The organism is Vibrio tasmaniensis, assembly GCF_024347635.1.
Classification (GTDB): Bacteria; Pseudomonadota; Gammaproteobacteria; order Enterobacterales; family Vibrionaceae; genus Vibrio; species Vibrio tasmaniensis.
In genome coordinates this window covers 2,509,877-2,530,384 of the sequence record NZ_AP025510.1, presented here as the reverse complement: position 1 = coordinate 2,530,384, position 20,508 = coordinate 2,509,877, and the positions used below count along the sequence as shown (strand labels likewise).

Here is a 20,508-nt window from a genome sequence, read left to right as displayed (position 1 = left end):
TTGATACATAGACTACTGAAGTGATCATTCGGTAGTAGCAATTATTTGGTGACCTAGAACATGTCAAAACGTGATTTTTACGAAGTATTAGGCGTAAGCCGCGATGCATCAGAGCGCGATATTAAAAAAGCGTACAAACGCTTAGCGATGAAATTCCACCCGGACCGTAATCAGGGTGATGACAGCGCAGCAGACAAATTTAAAGAAGTAAAAGTAGCGTACGAGATCCTAACCGATTCTCAAAAGAAAGCAGCTTACGACCAATACGGTCACGCAGCCTTTGAACAAGGTGGCATGGGCGGCGGCGGTTACGGCGGCGGTGGTCAAGGTGACTTCGGCGATATCTTCGGTGATGTGTTTGGCGATATCTTTGGCGGCGGTCGTCGTGGTGGTGGTCAAGCGCGTGCACAACGTGGTTCTGATTTGCGTTACAACATGGAGCTTTCTCTAGAAGAAGCCGTTCGTGGTGTATCTAAAGAGATTGAAGTACCAACACTTGTTGAATGTGACATTTGTGATGGTAGCGGTGCTAAAGCGGGTTCTTCTGCACAAACGTGTGGTACTTGTCATGGCCACGGCCAGGTACAAATGCGCCAAGGTTTCTTTGCGGTTCAACAGACTTGTCCTACTTGTAATGGTAAAGGCAAGATCATCAAAGACCCATGTAACTCATGTCATGGCCAAGGTCGCAAACAGAAGACGAAAACGCTTAACGTTAAGATCCCAGCAGGTGTTGATACTGGTGATCGCATTCGTCTATCTGGCGAAGGCGAAGCAGGGGAGCACGGCGCTCCAGCTGGCGACTTGTACGTACAAGTACACGTAAAAGAGCACAATATCTTTGAGCGTGACGGCAACAACCTTTACTGCGAAGTGCCAGTAAGCTTCTCTATGGCTGCTTTAGGTGGTGAAGTTGAAGTTCCAACACTCGATGGTCGTGTAAACCTTAAAGTGCCAGAAGAGACACAAACGGGCCGTATGTTCCGTATGCGTGGCAAAGGCGTGAAAGGCGTTCGTGGCGGCGGTGTGGGTGACCTAATCGTTAAGCTAGTGGTTGAAACTCCGGTTAAGCTAAGCTCTCGTCAAAAAGAACTACTGCGTGAATTTGAAGAAACATGTTGTGGTGAAGCGGCAAGCAAGCACAAGCCAAAATCTGAAGGTTTCTTCAGCGGCGTGAAAAACTTCTTTGATGACCTAACTAAGTAATCAGTTCAGTGATTTGGTAGCTTAAGTTACTAATAAAAAATAAAACCTGCTCATGTAGCAGGTTTTTTTGTGACTGAAGATAGTGTTTTCAAAGTGATGTTAAACCTTTGGCTTCTGATTTTACGCGGCTCCTGATTTCTACATTACTTCCAACACGCTTGAGGCTCTGAAACACCAGAGTGATGTAGCTTCAGAATATCAGTCGGTGAGCCAAAGCAGTCATCATTTGTCTGTGGTGCGTGTGGCTCTGCTTGAATGGAGTATGAGGTACTGCTGGCCGAAATTGTTAGTGTGTACCTGCTTGTATCGGTATCGCAAAACGAGCACGTCCCTCCAGAAACTATGTTTCCAGCAGCCGTGGCATAATTTCCGGCGTAAGCACTCTCAAGTTCAAGTTGAATTTTTGCCATATCTCCTATCGCTGTCATTCGATGCGATTTTAAAACATGGCTTGTGTAGCTTGGATAAGCTATTGCACTGAGTACTCCTACAATGGCAACAGCGATCAATAATTCGATCAGTGTCATTCCTTTCATACTTAAATTGTTGTTGTTACATCTTTTTATTCGAATCTTCACGAGTAGTTTCCTTTCATAACCCTGTCCATTTTTCTCGGGTGGTAGCATCGGTGCAAGATTAAATATGCTTACGCACCTGATTACATAGGAATTTGGGAAATGACTCGCGGGTTTACTTTATTAGAGCTGTTAATAACGGTGTCGATACTGTCGATATTGGTAGCGACGGCTGCTCCGAGTTTTAGTTCAGTCACCCAAACAGTCAAGATACAGCGCCTTGCTGGGGAGTTGAATGGTTTCTTAGTACAGGCAAAGTCTGAGTCTGTGAAAAGAAATCAAAAACTCTGGGTACATTTCTCGACGGCTAAAAATGAAGAGCAATCTACGGGGGAGTGGACTGTATGGTTGAAGCCTACGGAAGATCTGTCTGGTGATACATTGCTGATGTTGTCGGGAGAACCGTTTCGAGATTTATCGTTTTCTCATAACTATACAGGCTCAAAAATCAGCTTTGAAAGTGTAAGAGGAAGGCCAGCCAGAGGTACGATTTACCTGGCTCCTAAAAGAGCTTCAACCGACCGACTTTTGATTAAACTATCTAGCCCTCCGGGGCGAATTAAAGTGTGCGGCGAATCAGGCGCTCAGTATGGCTACTATGCTTGCTAAGCTTGGCAGCAGAAGCTTGCGAAAGCAAAAGGGCGCATCTCTCATTGAACTGATGGTCACCTCCGTTATTGGTGTATTCGCGATTGCTATTATCGGCAGCGTATTTATGACGGGACACAGGGTAGCCAAAGATAAAGGTATTGAATTATTGCTGTTGCAAAACCTTACGAGCACCATGCAGGTAATGAAAGAAGATATTCAACGAGCAGGCTACGATGGTTCAAATGGTGAATCCCTGAAGCTGTTAGGTGCCGCTAACACGATTAATGTTAGCGGTGGTGTTGAGGTGGGATTCGTCTATTTCAAAGAGGGATCAACTGACGGAAAAAACTATAGGAATATCGTGTATAAAAAGGAGGGGACTCGATTGAAAATTTGTGAAAAGGGCGTTCTTACTCCAGGGAACATTTTAGCTCATGATCAAGTTACCTCATGCTACTCACTTTTCGACGATAGCATTATCTCCGTCGACGATTTATCAATATCCTCGCAATTGTTGAGCAAAAATGGGGTGAGCACTACGCTCACTGATCTGAATATTGTTGCTTCAATTCCGAGTGCAGGGATCTCTAAAGGCGTCGCTATAACCATTAAGCAAAGGAATTGGCAATGACCTCGGTAAAGCAGCAATCTGGAGTGGCTACGTTGTTAATCACATCTGTTTTAGTGTTAAGTGCTTTAATTGTTACTTTGGGTACCTATCGCAGTGTTTTTCATCAAATTAAGGTAGCGCAAAATGAAGTTCAAGCCCGTAAAGCTCATTGGAACGCCGAGGCTGGATTGGAGTGTGGTTTTACCTATATAGCTGAAAATGATCTCACGGCTATTCCTAATGATTTAATGAATCACTGTCAGCAGTCGAAAGTCCTTACGTTGAAATCAGATAACCTAACGCCGAATATACTGGTGTCGGGCGCACACTCTTTATCTTTGAGCAAAGAGATAAGCTTTAACAATTCGTCGGGGCTAGGGGCGATGCAAACCAATTCGAGTTTGGAGTTTATTTCTGATCACAATATCGATATCACCCCAGATATTAGTCTTACTGCGGTCGGTGGTATTAACGAATGTGTGTCTGTTCGGTTCTTAGATAGTGTGATCTATAAAAACCAAGGTGGCGGGCGTTTAAAGACAATCACACCTACGGGCGGTCTCCCTCCTTTCCCTACCTTTGAGTCTTGCCAACCGACAACCAATATTAACCGCAATGCAACTATTGATTCCGTTGGGTCATTGCCTTCAAATGCTTTTCAATCCGATTTCAAGTTTGACCCAGCCATCGATACTTTCTCTAATTACTTTGGGGTACCTAAAACACCAGAGAATATTGACCAGATTAAGGGTGATTATCATGTGATTGACCTTATTGACAGGACGGTATCTCCTCCAAAACATACTGATTTGGTCAATGGAAAGTATCAAGGCAATAAGTGTAGCCAAGCGATTAATAATGCCTTTGCTAGTGGTAAAGATAAGGTATGGGTGATAGGTGACTGCGTGGTTTATCACCCACCAATTAATGTGGTAGAACCTATCCCCGGAGTTATTACGCCACGTTCACTGGTGATTCAAGATGGCATCGTTGCGAACGGTAATGCAAGTGTGTTTGATGGCTCCTTTTATCACCTAAATGATATGAGCATATACGATGAGCCAGCTTCCCCTGATGTTGATACGGACCTGTTGAGCGGCTTATGGACCAAAGTTCCAAATACGATACCTATCGCCGGCTTAGTGCAGAGCAATTCGGTTTATATTGGATTTGCTTCTTTTTTCCCCAAGGGAGGAATGTTCTTTGATTCAGTTGGCGGGCTATCGACAATTCAAGGTTCGATAAACTTAGATTACACAGGGGAATACAACCCCCATGGTGTTCCTTTGAAAGCCAAATGGAAAAAGGGATCATGGAATGACTTATAAACATTCAGGTTTTAGCTTGATAGAGGTCCTGATCTCTTTCCTATTGATCGGTATTGCTTCGCTAGGGCTGGTTAAACTACAGGTCTATGCAGAGCAAAAGTCGGATTACGCGCTGCACAGTGTAGAAGCGCTTCACTTTGCTGAAAGGCAGATGGAGTATTATCGAACTCGTGTGTCGGATGTTGGGGGAGCTGTAGGATTAATCCTTTTTACGGATCTCAATCAGGCGGACTACTGTCGCAATGCGACAAGTTCGGATCCTTTATCTGGTTTGTCAGGCTCTGGGTATTCGATGACCTGTGAAGTGACAAATGCCAGTGGTGCCTTGTCTCATGCTTTGAAAAACATTACGGTGACTGTTGCATGGCAAGATCGCATGAACCGTGCACAAAGCATTTACCTCGAAACTATGCTCTCCAAATACAGTGAGTTTGATTGATCTATTAAGCAAACGTTTACTGCATGCCAAGCCCTACGCTTCTCCCTTCTGATAGTTTGTCACTCCTCGGACATTGTTTACGTGCCAGTTAAAACTCTGTATATGGAATGGTGTTTTTTGTGTTTTTATATTGTTGCTGTTGTACGGTATTTTTGCAAAATATGTCTCCATTTATGGAAAATGATGTGGAACCTTGTGCTTTTTAACAGCGACTTTAATAGAATATGTGCTGTACCAATAGGCCATGGTCAAAACTTATATTAGGCCTAAACAAACAACATCACATATGGAGTTACAATGAGTAACCAAGCCGTAAAAAAAGCACCATCGACTGAGAAGATCAGTGGTATGGACCGCTTTCTAAACTTCATTGAACGCGCCGGCAACAAAATTCCAGATCCAGCAATCCTGTTCTTCTGGGCTCTAGTTATTGTATGGGTAGCATCTGCACTTTTGTCGAACCTTTCATTCGACCTAATCAACCCTCAAACGGGTGCTGCTCTAGAAGTAAACAACCTACTTACTGGTGAAGCGCTTGCTAGCTTCCTAGCGAATATGGTTACCACGTTTACAGGCTTTGCTCCGCTAGGCATCGTACTTGTTGCTATGCTAGGTGTTGGCGTTGCTGACTCTTCAGGCTTCATTACGACTGGCCTTAAGAAGATGCTGAATTTCACGCCAGCTAAGTTGCTAACGCCAATGCTAATCTTGGTTGCTATTGTGTCTCACACAGCAGCAGATGCAGGTTACGTTCTAGTCATCCCTCTTGGCGGTATCATCTTCCACGCTGCGGGTCGTCACCCTCTAGCGGGTATTGCAGCAGCGTTTGCTGGTGTATCAGGTGGTTTCTCTGCGAACTTCATTCCTTCAGGTATTGATCCGCTACTAGCAGGTTTCACTCAAACAGCGGCAAACGTTCTTGACCCTGCATACGTGATCAACCCTCTAGCGAACATCTTCTTTACTGGTTTGTCTTCAATTCTAATTGTGGCAATTGGTTGGTACGTTACAGAGAAAATCATCGAGCCTCGTCTTGCTAATACGCCCGTAGATGAAGATGCAGAACAAGCACCTGATCTAGGTACGTTCACAGCCATTGAATCTAAAGCATTCAAATTCGCTGGTTGGGCAATGGTTGCCGGTATTGGTCTGCTTATCGCGGCTCTAATGCCTGAAAACTCAGCACTTCGTTCACCTGAAGGCGAACTAACGGCGTTCTCAGCACCAGTAATGAAGTCTATCGTTCCTCTGATCTTCATCCTGTTTATTATTCCGGGTATCGTTTATGGCCGTGTAGCGGGTACATTCAAGAATAGTAATGATGTTATTAAAGCAATGTCTGAGACGATGGCAACGATGGGCGCATACATTGTAATGTCGTTCTTCTGTGCTCAGTTCCTATCTGCATTCGCTCAATCAAACATCGGTACTATGCTGGCACTTTATGGTGCAGAAGGCTTGAAAGCGATGGACCTTCCAGGTGAAGCAACGGTTGTTGGTATGATTCTACTAACGGCTTCAGTTAACCTTCTTGTAGGTTCAGCTTCAGCTAAGTGGGCTCTTATTGGTCCAATCTTAGTTCCTATGTTAATGGTTGTGGGTATCTCTCCTGAGCTATCTCAAGCGGCTTACCGTGTAGGCGATTCAGTGTCTAACATCATCTCTCCACTTATGGTGTTCTTCCCACTGGTTGTTGTTTACTGTCAACGTTACGTTAAGTCGACAGGTATCGGTACTCTAGCTTCTCTAATGATGCCATTCTCTATTGCTATGTTAATCGGTTGGTCTATCTTCTTGCTAGGTTACTGGGCTCTTGGTATCCCGCTAGGTATCCAAGCTCCTTACACTTACACAATGTAAGATAAGTAATAGAAGCAAAAGTTAGTAAGATAAAATCATCGAAGCCCGCACCGAAATGTGCGGGATTTTTTTTGCTATTTTTTTCTGTTTTTTATCCAAGATTTTTATAGCCAAGACTTTCTATATCCCAAACTTTTTATATCCAAAACTTTTTATATTCAAAATAAAGGCACTCAGCTTATACTCCGGATTACGGCTAATTGTTGGCCGGTAAATTTAGGAAATCCAAGCCACATGAAGATTCTGCTTTTAGTAGGGTTAATTGTTTTAAATGGTCTGTTTGCCATGTCAGAGATTGCACTGGTAGCAGCAAAAAATAGTCGGCTGAAACGCTTAGCCGAAAAACATCGCTCCGCTCAGGTTGCACTTGAGCTCAAAGAAAATCCAACTCGCTTCCTTTCAACTATTCAAATCGGTATTACGGTAATCGGCCTACTCAGCGGTATCGTGGGCGAGGCTACGTTATCAGCTCCACTTGCGGTTCAGCTTGAACTGTGGGGACTCGATCCAACACAAGCGAATATCCTGTCTACCACGGTAGTCGTTGTGGGTATAACTTACTTCGCGATTGTTGTAGGTGAGCTAGTGCCAAAACGTTTTGCTCAATCTCAAGCTGAAAACATTGCTGTGCTAGTCGCGCTGCCTATCTTCTGGTTATCTAAAATTGCGACGCCGTTTGTGTTTGCGTTGTCGGCTTCTACGGAAGGTATTCTCAAGTTAATGGGACGTGGTGGTGAAGAAGACAGTGTGACGGAAGATGATATTCATGCACTCGTAAAAGAAGGCTCGGAATCTGGTGTGATTGAACGTGGCGAGCAAGAGATGATTCGTAATATCTTGCAGCTTGATGACCGTCTGGTGAGCTCGTTGATGACGCCACGTCGAGACGTCGACTTTCTGGATATTAGCCAACCAGTTGAGCAGATATTTAAAAAACTGCGCAGCTCAAAGCATAGTGTGTTTCCATTGTGCCAAGATCACCTCAATAAAGTGGTCGGTACGGTGTCAGCCAAAGCCTTATTGAATCAGGCGGGTAATTTAAATATTCAAGTGATCATGGGGCTATCTCGCTCTCCGATCTATGTTCCAGAATCGATGAAGGCTTTACGTCTGCTTGGCTATTTTAAAGAGTCGGGAACAGAGATGGCATTCATTGTTGATGAATATGGCGATGTTCAAGGCCTTGTGACTCATTACGATATCCTAGAGGCGATTGCGGGCGAACTATCAAATAACCCGAAAGACCTGTGGACAGAGCAAGTGGAAGATGGATTGCTGGTGGATGGATTGATTCCTATCAGTGAACTGAAAAACCGCTTAGAGCTGTCGGATTTTGAGGGGGAAAGCGAGAGCTTCCAAACGTTGAATGGCCTAGTGACTTGGTTAATAGGGCGCTTACCTGATGCAGGTGAAGTTGTTCAATACCAGCAGTGGCAGTTTGAAATTATCTCTGTTGAGAATAATCGCATTGTGAGTATCAAAGCGACGCGAATAGCCGATGATATAGAAGGCGCCAATAGTTAGTGAACTAGCCAACCAGTAAGCGGCTATTGTTCATTGTCTCTTATCTCTTTATTGTTCATTATCACTAAGATTAGGTATGCTTCTCCGCATACCTATTTTCGTTTTTATCCTTTGTTTTCTGGAGCTCCCTTTGTCAGACCATCAATTCACCCCTCAAGATGAAATCTTCATGCGACGCGCCATCGAGGTGGCTAAGCAAGCAGAGAAAGAGGGGGAGGTTCCCGTTGGTGCTGTACTAGTGAAAGATGGAGAGGTTATCTCTGAAGGATGGAATCGCTCGATTGGCTGCCACGATGCAACCGCACATGCAGAAATCGAAACCTTGCGTAAAGCAGGTCAAGCCTTGGAAAACTATCGCTTACTTGATACCACCTTGTATGTCACCTTAGAACCTTGCCCAATGTGTGCGGGTGCCTTGTTACATAGCCGAGTAAAACGCATTGTGTTTGGTGCGCCAGATTTAAAAGCGGGTGCGGCTGGCACAGTCTTGAACTTGTTTGAAAGCCAAGCCTCATACCATTATGCCGACGTTGAGCATGGCTTATTAGAAGCTGAATGTCGTGAGCAGTTGCAGGCGTTTTTCAAGCGTCGTAGAAAAGAGATCAAAGAGAAGCGAAAGCAAGATCGCCTGTTGGAAGAGCAGCGTTTAGAATCCGACAAGGTAAGTAATAAGAATAAGGTCAGTAACAACAAGGCCTGTAACAACAAATAGCAGCGAGCTTTCGGCACTCTCAATCGCAAGAGTGCCAAGCAAACTTACTTAGTCATTACTTTTACTCAGCAATCATCTGCATGAAAGCACGGTTGCGCCAAATGATCTTCTTCTTATTATTTGAAAGCATACGCTTACGACGGTTGGCAGCAACGGTCTTATCAAGGCGTTTCGATTTCAGTTTGTTCTTCATCATTTCAACGATTTCCTATTTGTCGTTTGGCTTTGTAATTATGAACTCAGTTTTAATTGTAGTTGTTATTTGTTTATAAGCTCTGCCACGAACTTAGCATTAGCTTCCTGAACCACAATCGTGATGGCTAAGAGCTGAATGTAACCGAGCATGATGTCGCTTATGGTGTGACGTTATAAAGTTCGATTGTTACTGCAATATGACACTCTGGATATCGCAGGCGTTTTGTTTGTTTTGGTCATTTATCGTGATGTGCAATAAAAAAGAGCAATGCTAAATGGCATTGCTCTTTTTCTGTTATTTGGAAGACTCAGCGTCGTTCACTGTGGATTCAGTCTCACTGATTGTTGATTCAGCATCTGATACCTCTAGAGGCGGGATAACGACTAAACCTTCAAGGCTCGCTTCTTCCTCTTTATTACGCTTATTTACATGGCCAATAATGCTTTGGTAATAACGGCGAATGTTCTCAACGTAATTCCTTGCTTCATCACCACGAGCATAACCGTAACGAGTTTTACTGTAGTACTTCTTCTGTCTTAGAAGAGGCAGCCTGTCTTTCACATCACCCCAAGCATCAGGATCACCGCCTTGCGCTTTGGTTAAGCGACGTGCATCCATCATGTGACCGTAACCTACGTTATATGATGCGAGGGCAAACCAGATCTTTTCATGTTGAGTAATAGAGTCAGGAACTCGATTCACGATACGACGTAAGTATTCCACGCCACCTTGTACCGACTGTTTAGGGTCAAGACGATTGGTTACACCTACGCTCTTCGCGGTTGGCAGCGTCAACATCATCATCCCACGAACACCGGTTGGAGAACGTGCTACTGGGTTCCAGTGTGACTCTTGGTATGCCAAAGCGGCGATTAAGCGCCAATCAAATTCTTGCGAGTATTGCTGAAACAGTGGCGACCATTTTGGTAGCTTGCTGTCCAATGCACGGATAAAAGCACGAGTATCAACGTAGTCAAAAGTACCAATGTGACCGATGTACTTCTCTTCCAGTGAAGCCAGCTCACCAGATTGTTTAAGGTTACCGAAGAACTCAATCAGCAACGCATACAGGCTTTCATCTTCTGAACGTTCTAAGTACCAAGAGATAGGTTGGTCTTCAGTAAGTTCGAAAGCAAGAGCCACATCAGGGTATAAACGCTGTGCCAAGGAAAGCTCAATGGAGTCTGCAACGGTAAACAGTCGCTCTCCGGTTGATACTTCTTTTAGCAGGTCATTGATGTCTGCATTACCGACCGCATCGTAGATAAAGTCATCGTGTGTGTTCTGTAGCTGTTTTAATGTTGGTTCAAAGTGTGAGTCTTTCACCACAACCAAAGATGGCGTCAGTGTTTCATTGGATGCCGTTTCTTCTGATTCAGTTTGTTCTTTTACAAACTCGGCCTGACGATCGTTCTCAAACTTGATCAGCTGATCGAGGTTTCTTGGTCGCCATTGACCTTTCTTGTACACGACTTGTTGGCTTACATAGTAATAAGCAGGTGCAGCGCGATACGCACGTGTCAGGTTATTGTTTTGTGTTAATCCGGTCGCGATAAGATCGATTTCGCCTTTCTTCAACGCAGGGAATAGGCCGGATAAGCGGTATGCAGGTTTAACCTCAAGCTTTACACCGAGCTCTTTAGCAAACTCACGAGCCAACTCGTAATCTAAGCCAGCAGGGCCATCGGGACCAATGTAATAAGAGAGTTGGTTATTCAGTGTGCCGACACGCAGAACGCCGCGATCTCGTATCTGTTCAAGAACACTTTTAGGTTCAGACTCAATCTGACATCCAGTTATCCCGAACAGAGCGATAGCGAGCAAAAGGAATTTAGACGAAAAGATCAGCGTAATTTTATGCATCAAAATGAAATCTCGAAAAGTGGAAGCCCCTTTATACCAAACCCCGCAAGGCTGGCAAAGCAGGTTTATTTAAACAGTTGTAAAAGTGCTGATAAATGCAGCAAAACTGTCATTTATATCGTTAGATGAAAAAAATAACGCAAACGGTTGCTTTTGGTGTTACGTCACAAAAAGAAATGCTTTATAATGCGCTCGCATTGAAGAGGTGGAATCGGCATAGGTTTGTTAACCTTCGGGAATAGCTTCGAAGAAAACAGTTAGGTTGTTCCTATAACCCACTGAATTTATTCCAATATCACCTTAATCAACTGCATAAGAGACCTAAGCACATGAGAATTTTGCGTGGCTCCCCAGCTCTATCTGAGTTTCGTGTTAACAAGCTTTTAGAGCTTTGTCGTGAATTAAGCTTACCTGTAACAGGTATTTACGCTGAGTTTGCCCACTTTGCTGATTTAACGGCAGACCTAGATGCGTCTGAAGTTGAGAAGCTAGAAAAGCTACTGACTTACGGTCCAACGATTGAAGAGCATGAACCTGAAGGTTTATTGCTGCTTGCAACGCCACGTCCAGGCACTATCTCGCCTTGGTCTTCAAAATCAACTGATATCGCACACAACTGTGGACTGGCTAAAGTGTCACGTCTAGAGCGCGGTACAGCTTTCTACATTGAAACTTCTTCTGAACTTTCTGAGCTTCAACTTGTTGAGCTAAAAGCAATCCTGCACGATCGTATGATGGAAGTGGTTTTCACTGACTTCGAATCGGCAGCGGCACTATTTACTGTTGCTGAGCCTGCTCCTTACGCGGAAGTTGACCTATTAACTGGCGGACGTAAAGCGCTTGAAAAAGCAAACGTTACCTTAGGTCTTGCGCTTGCAGAAGATGAAATTGATTACCTTCTTGAAAGCTTCACTGAAAAGCTAGGTCGTAACCCGACTGATATCGAACTAATGATGTTTGCACAAGCGAACTCAGAGCACTGTCGTCACAAGATCTTTAACGCTGATTGGACTATCGATGGCGTTAAACAAGAAAAATCATTGTTCAAGATGATTAAGAATACTTTTGAAACGACACCAGAACACGTTCTGTCTGCTTATAAAGATAACGCAGCAGTAATGACAGGTTCTGAAGTGGGTCGTTTCTTCCCAGATCCAAAAACTCGTCAGTACAACTACCACCAAGAGAAAACACACATCTTGATGAAAGTTGAAACGCACAACCACCCAACGGCAATCTCTCCATGGCCGGGCGCATCAACAGGTTCAGGCGGTGAAATCCGTGATGAAGGCGCGACAGGTATTGGTGGTAAGCCAAAAGCGGGTCTAGTTGCTTTCTCAGTATCTAACCTTAAGATCCCGAACTTCGTTCAACCTTGGGAAACTGACTTTGGTAAGCCGAGCCGTATCGTTACTGCTCTGGATATTATGCTTGAAGGCCCTCTTGGTGGCGCAGCATTCAACAACGAATTTGGTCGTCCAAACCTACTAGGTTACTTCCGTACTTACGAAGAGAAAGTAAACTCTCACGCAGGTGAAGAAGTACGTGGTTACCACAAGCCAATCATGCTGGCTGGTGGTCTAGGTAACATTCGTGATGATCATGTTCAGAAGAAAGAGATCCCAGTAGGTGCAAGCCTAATCGTTCTTGGCGGTCCAGCAATGAACATCGGCCTTGGTGGCGGTGCTGCATCTTCAATGGATTCTGGTTCTTCTTCTGAAGACTTAGATTTTGCTTCTGTACAACGTGAAAATCCAGAGATGGAACGTCGCTGTCAGGAAGTTATCGACCGTTGTTGGCAGCTTGGTGATGCGAACCCAATCGCATTCATCCACGATGTGGGCGCGGGCGGTATCTCGAACGCACTTCCAGAGCTAGTAGACGATGGCGAGCGTGGCGGTATCTTTAATCTACGTGACGTACCAAACGATGAGCCGGGCATGAGCCCACTTGAGATCTGGTGTAATGAATCTCAAGAGCGTTACGTTATGGCGGTTGCTGATAAAGACATGGCAACATTCGACGCGATTTGTAAACGTGAACGCGCACCATATGCAGTGGTTGGTAAAGCAACTGAAGAGCGTGATCTTAAATTAGAAGATTCTCACTTCGACAATACGCCAATCGACATGCCAATGGACATCCTATTAGGTAAAACACCTAAGATGCACCGTGATGCGAAGACGCTAAAAGCAAACAATCCTGCGATTGACCGTTCTGGTATCGAACTAAACGAAGCGGTTGACCGTATTCTTCGCCTACCAACAGTGGCAGAGAAAACATTCCTTATCACTATCGGTGACCGCTCGGTAACAGGCCTTGTAGCTCGTGACCAAATGGTTGGCCCATGGCAGGTTCCAGTTGCTAACTGCGCAGTAACTGCAGCAAGTTACGACTCTTACCACGGTGAGGCAATGTCTCTTGGTGAGCGTACGCCAGTAGCACTACTAGATTTCGGCGCGTCAGCTCGTCTAGCGGTTGGTGAAGCAATCACTAACATCGCAGCGACCAACATCGGCGATATCAAACACATTAAATTGTCAGCTAACTGGATGTCTCCAGCAGGTCACCCTGGTGAAGATGCTGGTCTTTACGAAGCGGTTAAAGCCGTCGGTGAAGAACTATGTCCGGCACTGGGTCTTACTATCCCAGTAGGTAAAGACTCAATGTCGATGAAGACCAAGTGGGAAGAGAACGGCGAGCAGAAAGAAGTCACATCTCCGCTATCTCTTGTTATCACTGCGTTTGCACGTGTTGAAGATGTTCGTAAGACGATTACGCCACAACTTCGTACAGACAAAGGCAACACGTCACTGGTACTTATCGACCTTGGTAACGGCAAAAACCGCATGGGCGCAACAGCACTTGCTCAGGTTTACAAGCAGCTTGGTGATAAGCCAGCAGACGTAGACAATGCAGCGCAACTAAAAGGTTTCTACGAAGGCGTTCAAACGCTTGTAGCGAACGACCAAGTTGTCGCTTACCACGATAAAGGCGATGGCGGTCTATTCGTTACTCTAGCTGAAATGGCTTTCGCAGGTCACTGTGGTGTTAATGCAAACATTGAAGCGCTAGGTGAAGACACACTAGCAGCACTATTCAATGAAGAGCTAGGTGCGGTAATTCAGGTTCGTAACGACGACCTAGACGCAGTTATTTCTACGCTTGCAGCTAATGGCCTAGAAGCGTGTTCACACGTAATTGGTTCTGTTGAAGCATCTGACGAAGTAGTGATTAAGTCAGGCGCAGACGTTGTAATCCAACGTAACCGTACTGAACTACGTACTATCTGGGCTGAAACTACGCACAAGATGCAAGGTCTACGTGATAACCCAATCTGTGCAGACCAAGAGCACGAAGCGAAGAAAGACAATTCAGACCCCGGTCTGAACGTGAAACTAAGCTTCGACGTAAATGAAGACATTGCTGCTCCTTACATCAACACGGGCGCTAAGCCTAAGATGGCAATTCTACGTGAGCAGGGTGTTAACTCTCACGTTGAAATGGCAGCAGCATTCGACCGTGCAGGCTTCGAAGCGACTGATATTCACATGAGCGACATCCTAACGGGTCAAGCGGTACTAGAAGAGTACAATGGCCTTGTGGCTTGTGGTGGCTTCTCTTACGGTGATGTACTAGGCGCTGGTGAAGGTTGGGCTAAGTCGGTTCTATTTAACGACTCGACTCGTGACCAATTTGAAAACTTCTTCAAGCGTGAAGATACTTTCTCTCTAGGTGTGTGTAACGGTTGTCAGATGTTGTCTAACCTACGTGAACTAATCCCTGGTGCTGAGTACTGGCCGCGTTTCGTTCGTAACGAATCAGAGCGTTTTGAAGCTCGTTTCAGCCTAGTTGAAGTTCAGAAGTCAGATTCTGTATTCTTCAACGGTATGGAAGGTTCTCGTATGCCAATCGCTGTTTCTCACGGTGAAGGCCGCGTAGAAGTACGTGACAACGACCACCTAAACGCGATTGAAAACTCAGGCACAGTTGCTCTACGTTACGTTGATAACAACGGTAACCAAACGCAGCAATACCCGAACAACCCGAATGGTTCGCCAAACGCTATCACAGGTCTAACGACTACCGATGGCCGCGTAACTATTATGATGCCTCACCCAGAGCGTGTATTCCGTACGGTTGCTAACTCTTGGGCTCCAGAAACTTGGGGCGAGAACGGCGCTTGGATGCGTATGTTCCAAAACGCACGCAAGAACATTGGTTAATTGAGTTAATCAAAAACAGGGTTAATCTGAACTAAGGTTAACCCTGACGAAAAACAAAAGCGCAGGCCAATTGGTCTGCGCTTTTTTGTTTGTGTGTGGGATTTGTTGCTTAAATTTTATATGAGTGATTATATTACTAGTTTTTTAGTTATTTTAAGGCGTGTTGTAAATGTGTAATGCTCACAATCATTTACCAGGTTGTAATTGTGGTTATGGTAGAGGGCGTAATAGCTCTTTTAGTTATCGGGGTTATCAATCATCCCCAATAGAGAGTAAACCTGAAAAAGATAAAGCAGAAGTATTTTCACCATTATTAATTCGAATGGAATGTAACCAGTGTGGTAAGTCTGTGTATTTCTATCGTTCAAGATATAATGGTAGAGTTTTTTTTGATTCATTAGGTAAGCCTTGGCCAAAGCACTTATGTTTGTCTAATGATAGTGTGAAGACAACTAACGATAACTTTTTTGATATCCTCTCAATGCAAGAGCAGAATAATCTATATACTAAAATTACAGGTATACATAAAGATGAAGTAATTTGTTTGACTGTGCAGACAGAAGTACTCAACAAATATAAAATTAATATCAATAGTGAGTTGAAGTTAGTTAAAAATAAATACTCTGATAAGTTAATTTACATGGATCACTTGAAGAGAAAAATTGAGATTAGATGCCAGTAGGGATTTATAATCAAAAAAAGCCGCAGGATTTAACCCCTGCGGCTTTTGGCTTTCTATTTACATAGAACTCTAGGATCTAACGATTAGTTGTTGCTGTGTAGCTCGCTGTTCAGTTCAACAGCAGACTTGTTCGCTAGACATTCGATTTGACCAGTGATCGAGTTGCGACGGAACAGAAGATCAGAAACGCCAGCTAGGTCACGAGCTTTAATGATTTCTACTTCGTTGCCTTCTTTATCTAGCATGCGAACTTTCGTACCCGCAGTCACGTAAAGACCTGACTCAACCGTACAACGATCGCCCATTGGGAAGCCAAGACCTGCGTTTGCGCCTAGCAGGCAGTTTTCGCCGATAGAGATAACCATAGTGCCGCCACCAGAAAGCGTACCCATGATAGAAGCGCCGCCGCCGATATCAGAACCGTTACCCACAACCACACCAGCAGAGATACGACCTTCAACCATGCTTACGCCAGTAGTACCTGCATTGAAGTTGATGAAACCTTCATGCATAACCGTTGTGCCTTCACCCACATGTGCGCCAAGACGAACACGAGAAGTATCAGCAATACGAATACCTGTTGGTACCACGTAATCCACCATTTTAGGGAACTTGTCTACGCAATCTACAGACAGAGCACGACCCGCTAGGCGAGCTTCGATTTGACGCTCAGCCAGCTCAGGAAGATCGATAGGGCCTTCGTTAGTCCATGCGATGTTGTGCAGTAGACCGAAGATACCGTCTAATACCGTACCGTGTGGTTGTACTAGGCGGTTAGAGATAAGTTGTAGTTTTAGGAAACCTTCAGCAACTGATGCTGGCTTCTCGTCAGTCGCAAGAACAACAAGAACAAGAGGTTGCTCAGATGCTGCTGCTTTTTCTGCGAAAGATGCGTTTGCTGCATCGTCGTTTGCTGCGAATGCTTTCGCTAGTTCTGCGCTTTGTGCAGCAGAGATTTCGATAGCTTGGTTGCCTTCAGTGTAACCCGAAACTTCAGCCACAGCCGCTACAAGAGCATCGCTTGGGTTTAGAAGTGGGTTAGGGAAGAACGCTTCAATGATTTTATTGTCGCGGTTTTTGGTTGCCGTACCGAAGGCTAGTGAAAAGTAAGCCATGTTGAATCTCCATGTGTTGAGTCTTGATTTTGCTACTCCATAACAACGGCTCGAATAACAAGCGCTGCCGTTAGCAAAGTTAATTTAATTGCGTTCATCATAAAGAGAGCGCCCTCGTTATGAAAGGGCGCATCGGGATAAAGTCTGTAAAATGATATTGCTTGTCTTTCTGGAGATAGTTTTCTGCAATGAGAAAATGCTGTAGAACAACACAAATTGGCTCGTAATTTAATCAATACTCTCGTTTTAATAGTCTTCTCTAAACAAACAGCGCCTTATAAGCCTGTTCAATCCCTTCAATCAACATCTGCATACCGATGACTGCGAGTATTAACCCCATCATTCGTGTTATCACGTTCAATGCGCTTGGTCCGACAGCTTTAACAAAGCGCTCGCCGAATACAAATAAGATATAGGTTAAGGTACACAGTAGGCCGAAAGCTACAATGGTGATGATGGTTTCATAGATACTTTCGGTACTGGCAAAGTTCATCGCAGTGGCAATGGTGCCGGGGCCAGCGAGAATTGGCATTGCAAGTGGTGAGACGGCGATACTTAGAGCTGCGTCTCGCTGGGCATCTGAGTTCACTTTCTCTTTTGCTTTGGCGTGTGTTGAATCGCCTTGCAGCATGTGGAAGCCAATCAAAAAGACCAAAATGCCGCCTGTGATGCGCAGTGCGTACAGCGTGATACCAAATAGGTCAAAGATCAGTTTGCCAGAGAGTGCAAAAGTACTGACGATGATGAAGGCGATAAACACTGAACGGAAAGCGATAGATTTAACGGTTTCCCTGTCATTGTCACCAGTTAATCCAAGAAAAATTGGCGTATTAGCGATAGGGTTCATAATGGCAAAAAAGCCCATGAACACGGTAATGGTATGAATGATGAGCTCTTTCATATTATTCCTTTAAAAAGATGCAGTTAAATACGACAGCAGAATGTATTTAATCTTAGATACAAATAATTATTAGAAATAGATAGTAGAGCAAGTGTGGATAAAAAACAGCCAGCATAAGGCTGGCTGTTTGGTTTTAGTGATAGGTGTAGAGTTTTGGTCGTCTGTTATTGCTTGTTTCTCAGTTAACGGACTCTACTCTATGGGTAGATCGTGGAGCTCAACGTTGTCGTTATGCGTTTTGAGATTCGCTCACGGCTACAGCCAATGCAACCGTCGCACCGACCATTGGGTTGTTACCCATACCGATGAAGCCCATCATTGCTACGTGAGCAGGGACGGAAGAGCTACCTGCAAACTGAGCGTCAGCGTGCATTCTTCCCATAGTATCTGTCATGCCGTAAGACGCTGGGCCTGCTGCCACGTTATCTGGATGTAATGTACGGCCTGTACCGCCGCCTGAAGCAACTGAGAAGTAAGGTAAACCTTGGCGAGTACGTTCTGCTTTGTAGATACCTGCAACAGGGTGCTGGAAGCGCGTTGGGTTAGTTGAGTTACCCGTAATACTTACATCCACTTCTTCTCTGTGCATAATCGCCACGCCTTCACGTACATCATCAGCGCCGTAACACAAGATCTCTCCGCGAGGGCCTTGTGAGAAGCGGCGACGTTCTGTTTCAACAAGTTCACCGGTTTGGTAATCGTATTGAGTGCGAACATAGGTAAAACCATTGATGCGAGAGATTAAGTAAGCCGCATCTTTACCTAGACCATTGAGTATTACCTTCAATGGGTTGTGACGTGATTTGTTGACGTTGAGTGCGATTTTAATCGCACCTTCTGCAGCAGCAAAAGATTCATGGCCCGCAAGGAAGGCAAAGCAGTGGCTTTCTTCATTTAAAAGACGCGCAGCTAGCGCACCGTGGCCGATCCCCACTTGGCGTTGCTCAGCAACACTGCCGGGTTTGGTGAATGCTTGAAGGCCTTCACCAATGATATTCGCTGCTTGTTCTGCGCTGGTGGCTTTGCGAAATAGCGCCAGTGCTGAACCAAGGATATAGGCATCGGCAGCGCTTTCAAAAGCGATAGGCTGGGTGTCCATCACCATGGCTTTTGGATCAACGTTGTGGGCTTTACAGTATTGGTTCGCTTGCTCTAAAGAGTCGAAGTTCATTTCTGCCAATACGCGAGTTACTGATTCATTAAATTGAGTGTTCATCATATCTTTCCTCTAAATTGGCAAAAATTATTGTTGGCGTGGGTTAATGGTGGTAACGGCTTCATCGAATCGACCATAAGTTCCCATTGCAAGGTCTGCTGCTTCGTTGGCTGACATACCTTGGTTAATCGCCTTCATCATTTTGCCGAGGTTGAGATATTCGTAGCCAATTACCTCGCTGTGGTCATCAAGTGCAAGCTTGGTCACGTAACCCTCTGCAAGCTCTAGGTAACGAACGCCTTTCGCTGAGGTTGAATAGCTAGTACCTACTTGGCTACGTTGTGTTTGACCGAGATCTTCTAATGCTGCGCCAATTTCTAGGCCGCCTTCAGAGAATGCAGACTGAGTTCGACCGTAAACAAATTGCAGAAAAATTTCGCGCATGGCTACGTTAATAGCGTCGCACACCAAGTCAGTATTCAGGGCTTCAAGAATGGTTCTTCCTGTGAGGATTTCGGCTGCCATCGCGGCTGATTGAGTCATGCCTGAACAACCAATCGTTTCGATTAGCGCCTCTTCGATGATGCCGTTTTTTACATTCAGTGTTAGTTTTGCGGCACCTTGTTGTGGTGCACAAGTGCCGACGCCATGGCTTAAGCCAGAAATAGCGATAACGTCTTTTGGACTAACCATAGCGCCTTCAACTGGAATTGGTGCTGAAGTGTGGAGATCACCCCTTTGAATAGGGCACATTGATTGAATTTCTGAAGAGTAGTGCATAATGTTTTCTCACTGTTAGGGTCATTGAAGACCTAGGGCGTTGAGAAAACAGGACGTGTTGGAAGAGGTGCGGCTAATTCACTACAGATCTTGTGTATCGATCATCCAAAGGTGTCATGAAGCTCGGTCTTAATAGACTAAGTCCATTTCAAAATGGAGGAGTAGCGATACATCCAACAGTATTACCTGTTTTCGATTCTGTAGGAGTCATTAGCACTGTTCGAAAGAACGGGCAGTTGAAGCAAAAGCTTAGGTGGAACCCCATCACCTGATGACTATAGATTAGATCTTTATCACACTTTTGTGCAAGCGAATGTTTAGAGCGATTTCGACTATAAACAGAGCTCATTATATTTCGATAAGTATAAAAAAACGCCAATAAAGAACTCTGATTAGAGACATTATTGACGTTTTTTAGAAAACTTCAGCTAATTAAGCGGCATCTTCTTCTGCGTCTTCAACAGCTTCAAGCTTCTTTTCTTTTTTCGGAGCTGGTTTACGCTTAGCACCTAATGCGTAAAGAACTTCTTCTTTGTTCTTCGCTAGGTACATTGCAAGCTCTTCTTGCTTGCCTTCATCTTCAACTAAATCGCTTTTGCTTAATAGTTCAAAAAGCTCATCAGCCATATCCAGCATTTTGTCGTATGCGTCAGCTTCGGCTTTAGAGGTAAAAGTCATTTTCTCTTCTCCGTTGCGTTCGACCACGTACTTGACGATAACAGCCATGGTTAATCCTCTAAGTTT

General features: G+C 44.7%; 18 protein-coding genes and 1 riboswitch. Of the genes, 10 read left to right on the top strand and 8 right to left on the bottom strand.

The window, feature by feature from the left end:
- Positions 1 to 60 precede the first annotated feature (60 nt).
- On the top strand, positions 61 to 1,206 hold the full coding sequence (gene dnaJ, locus OCV44_RS11360) for a molecular chaperone DnaJ (RefSeq protein ID WP_004735166.1): 1,146 nt from the start codon (positions 61 to 63) through the stop codon (positions 1,204 to 1,206).
- Positions 1,207 to 1,349: 143 nt separating this feature from the next.
- Here the strand turns inward: dnaJ and OCV44_RS11355 are convergent, their stop codons facing one another.
- Positions 1,350 to 1,832 (bottom strand): type IV pilin protein, encoded by a 483-nt coding sequence (locus tag OCV44_RS11355; protein ID WP_139684120.1) that lies wholly within the window; start codon positions 1,830 to 1,832, stop codon positions 1,350 to 1,352.
- Between the two features lie 51 nt (positions 1,833 to 1,883).
- On the opposite strand from OCV44_RS11355, the gene OCV44_RS11350 reads away from it, so the two are divergent.
- The 7 genes from OCV44_RS11350 to tadA all read left to right on the top strand — a co-directional run bounded on the left by OCV44_RS11350 (position 1,884) and on the right by tadA (position 8,845).
- Positions 1,884 to 2,390, top strand: a complete 507-nt coding sequence (locus OCV44_RS11350; protein ID WP_017098042.1) for a GspH/FimT family pseudopilin — start codon at positions 1,884 to 1,886, stop codon at positions 2,388 to 2,390.
- Positions 2,371 to 3,003 carry a PilW family protein gene (locus tag OCV44_RS11345; protein WP_139684119.1) on the top strand — a complete coding sequence of 211 codons (633 nt, stop codon included), beginning with the start codon at positions 2,371 to 2,373 and terminating at the stop codon, positions 3,001 to 3,003. The genes OCV44_RS11350 and OCV44_RS11345 overlap by 20 nt, the downstream gene beginning before the upstream one ends.
- Positions 3,000 to 4,310 carry a hypothetical protein gene (locus tag OCV44_RS11340; RefSeq protein ID WP_139684118.1) on the top strand — a complete coding sequence of 437 codons (1,311 nt, stop codon included), beginning with the start codon at positions 3,000 to 3,002 and terminating at the stop codon, positions 4,308 to 4,310. The genes OCV44_RS11345 and OCV44_RS11340 overlap by 4 nt, the downstream gene beginning before the upstream one ends.
- Positions 4,300 to 4,749: a type IV pilus modification PilV family protein gene (locus OCV44_RS11335; RefSeq protein WP_139684117.1), complete on the top strand. Its 450-nt coding sequence runs from the start codon at positions 4,300 to 4,302 to the stop codon at positions 4,747 to 4,749. Before OCV44_RS11340 ends, OCV44_RS11335 begins: the two co-directional genes overlap by 11 nt.
- 297 nt (positions 4,750 to 5,046) lie before the next feature.
- Positions 5,047 to 6,609 carry an AbgT family transporter gene (locus OCV44_RS11330; RefSeq protein WP_012603342.1) on the top strand — a complete coding sequence of 521 codons (1,563 nt, stop codon included), beginning with the start codon at positions 5,047 to 5,049 and terminating at the stop codon, positions 6,607 to 6,609.
- A gap of 234 nt (positions 6,610 to 6,843) precedes the next feature.
- Positions 6,844 to 8,133, top strand: coding sequence for a hemolysin family protein (locus OCV44_RS11325; RefSeq protein WP_139684116.1), 1,290 nt, complete (start codon positions 6,844 to 6,846; stop codon positions 8,131 to 8,133).
- 76 nt (positions 8,134 to 8,209) lie between these two features.
- Positions 8,210 to 8,845 (top strand): tRNA adenosine(34) deaminase TadA, encoded by a 636-nt coding sequence (gene tadA, locus OCV44_RS11320; protein ID WP_139684115.1) that lies wholly within the window; start codon positions 8,210 to 8,212, stop codon positions 8,843 to 8,845.
- Between the two features lie 61 nt (positions 8,846 to 8,906).
- Here the strand turns inward: tadA and OCV44_RS11315 are convergent, their stop codons facing one another.
- Both OCV44_RS11315 and mltF read right to left on the bottom strand, forming a co-directional pair.
- The gene (locus tag OCV44_RS11315; protein WP_010438952.1) at positions 8,907 to 9,041 is read right to left on the bottom strand and encodes a hypothetical protein; all 135 of its coding nucleotides are present in this window, start codon (positions 9,039 to 9,041) and stop codon (positions 8,907 to 8,909) included.
- 294 nt (positions 9,042 to 9,335) lie between these two features.
- A complete protein-coding gene (gene mltF / locus OCV44_RS11310; RefSeq protein ID WP_139684114.1) occupies positions 9,336 to 10,904 on the bottom strand; it encodes a membrane-bound lytic murein transglycosylase MltF in 1,569 nt (522 codons plus the stop codon).
- 329 nt (positions 10,905 to 11,233) lie between these two features.
- On the opposite strand from mltF, the gene purL reads away from it, so the two are divergent.
- The gene (purL, locus tag OCV44_RS11305; protein ID WP_139684113.1) at positions 11,234 to 15,130 is read left to right on the top strand and encodes a phosphoribosylformylglycinamidine synthase; all 3,897 of its coding nucleotides are present in this window, start codon (positions 11,234 to 11,236) and stop codon (positions 15,128 to 15,130) included.
- Positions 15,131 to 15,299: 169 nt separating this feature from the next.
- A complete protein-coding gene (locus OCV44_RS11300) occupies positions 15,300 to 15,812 on the top strand; it encodes a hypothetical protein (RefSeq protein WP_139684112.1) in 513 nt (170 codons plus the stop codon).
- 83 nt (positions 15,813 to 15,895) lie between these two features.
- Here the strand turns inward: OCV44_RS11300 and dapD are convergent, their stop codons facing one another.
- From dapD to OCV44_RS11275, 5 genes are all read right to left on the bottom strand, one after another.
- On the bottom strand, positions 15,896 to 16,927 hold the full coding sequence (dapD, locus tag OCV44_RS11295) for a 2,3,4,5-tetrahydropyridine-2,6-dicarboxylate N-succinyltransferase (protein WP_050653306.1): 1,032 nt from the start codon (positions 16,925 to 16,927) through the stop codon (positions 15,896 to 15,898).
- A gap of 259 nt (positions 16,928 to 17,186) precedes the next feature.
- The gene (locus OCV44_RS11290) at positions 17,187 to 17,828 is read right to left on the bottom strand and encodes a MarC family protein (RefSeq protein WP_139684111.1); all 642 of its coding nucleotides are present in this window, start codon (positions 17,826 to 17,828) and stop codon (positions 17,187 to 17,189) included.
- A gap of 229 nt (positions 17,829 to 18,057) precedes the next feature.
- Positions 18,058 to 19,047: a GGGtGRT protein gene (locus tag OCV44_RS11285; protein ID WP_139684110.1), complete on the bottom strand. Its 990-nt coding sequence runs from the start codon at positions 19,045 to 19,047 to the stop codon at positions 18,058 to 18,060.
- Positions 19,048 to 19,071: 24 nt separating this feature from the next.
- Positions 19,072 to 19,764 (bottom strand): iron-sulfur cluster assembly scaffold protein, encoded by a 693-nt coding sequence (locus OCV44_RS11280; protein WP_065206889.1) that lies wholly within the window; start codon positions 19,762 to 19,764, stop codon positions 19,072 to 19,074.
- Between the two features lie 194 nt (positions 19,765 to 19,958).
- Positions 19,959 to 20,042, bottom strand: a riboswitch (Fluoride riboswitch).
- Positions 20,043 to 20,196: 154 nt separating this feature from the next.
- Positions 20,197 to 20,490: a YebG family protein gene (locus tag OCV44_RS11275; RefSeq protein WP_004735185.1), complete on the bottom strand. Its 294-nt coding sequence runs from the start codon at positions 20,488 to 20,490 to the stop codon at positions 20,197 to 20,199.
- Positions 20,491 to 20,508 lie beyond the last annotated feature (18 nt).

Bases quoted from the DNA above. Each gene is read 5' to 3' on its own strand.
- dnaJ (WP_004735166.1), top strand. From the start codon at position 61: ATGTCAAAACGTGATTTTTACGAAGTATTAGGCGTAAGCCGCGATGCA.
- OCV44_RS11355 (WP_139684120.1), bottom strand. From the start codon at position 1,832: ATGCTACCACCCGAGAAAAATGGACAGGGTTATGAAAGGAAACTACTC.
- OCV44_RS11350 (WP_017098042.1), top strand. From the start codon at position 1,884: ATGACTCGCGGGTTTACTTTATTAGAGCTGTTAATAACGGTGTCGATA.
- OCV44_RS11345 (WP_139684119.1), top strand. From the start codon at position 2,371: ATGGCTACTATGCTTGCTAAGCTTGGCAGCAGAAGCTTGCGAAAGCAA.
- OCV44_RS11340 (WP_139684118.1), top strand. From the start codon at position 3,000: ATGACCTCGGTAAAGCAGCAATCTGGAGTGGCTACGTTGTTAATCACA.
- OCV44_RS11335 (WP_139684117.1), top strand. From the start codon at position 4,300: ATGACTTATAAACATTCAGGTTTTAGCTTGATAGAGGTCCTGATCTCT.
- OCV44_RS11330 (WP_012603342.1), top strand. From the start codon at position 5,047: ATGAGTAACCAAGCCGTAAAAAAAGCACCATCGACTGAGAAGATCAGT.
- OCV44_RS11325 (WP_139684116.1), top strand. From the start codon at position 6,844: ATGAAGATTCTGCTTTTAGTAGGGTTAATTGTTTTAAATGGTCTGTTT.
- tadA (WP_139684115.1), top strand. From the start codon at position 8,210: ATGCTTCTCCGCATACCTATTTTCGTTTTTATCCTTTGTTTTCTGGAG.
- OCV44_RS11315 (WP_010438952.1), bottom strand. From the start codon at position 9,041: ATGATGAAGAACAAACTGAAATCGAAACGCCTTGATAAGACCGTTGCT.
- mltF (WP_139684114.1), bottom strand. From the start codon at position 10,904: ATGCATAAAATTACGCTGATCTTTTCGTCTAAATTCCTTTTGCTCGCT.
- purL (WP_139684113.1), top strand. From the start codon at position 11,234: ATGAGAATTTTGCGTGGCTCCCCAGCTCTATCTGAGTTTCGTGTTAAC.
- OCV44_RS11300 (WP_139684112.1), top strand. From the start codon at position 15,300: ATGTGTAATGCTCACAATCATTTACCAGGTTGTAATTGTGGTTATGGT.
- dapD (WP_050653306.1), bottom strand. From the start codon at position 16,927: ATGGCTTACTTTTCACTAGCCTTCGGTACGGCAACCAAAAACCGCGAC.
- OCV44_RS11290 (WP_139684111.1), bottom strand. From the start codon at position 17,828: ATGAAAGAGCTCATCATTCATACCATTACCGTGTTCATGGGCTTTTTT.
- OCV44_RS11285 (WP_139684110.1), bottom strand. From the start codon at position 19,047: ATGATGAACACTCAATTTAATGAATCAGTAACTCGCGTATTGGCAGAA.
- OCV44_RS11280 (WP_065206889.1), bottom strand. From the start codon at position 19,764: ATGCACTACTCTTCAGAAATTCAATCAATGTGCCCTATTCAAAGGGGT.
- OCV44_RS11275 (WP_004735185.1), bottom strand. From the start codon at position 20,490: ATGGCTGTTATCGTCAAGTACGTGGTCGAACGCAACGGAGAAGAGAAA.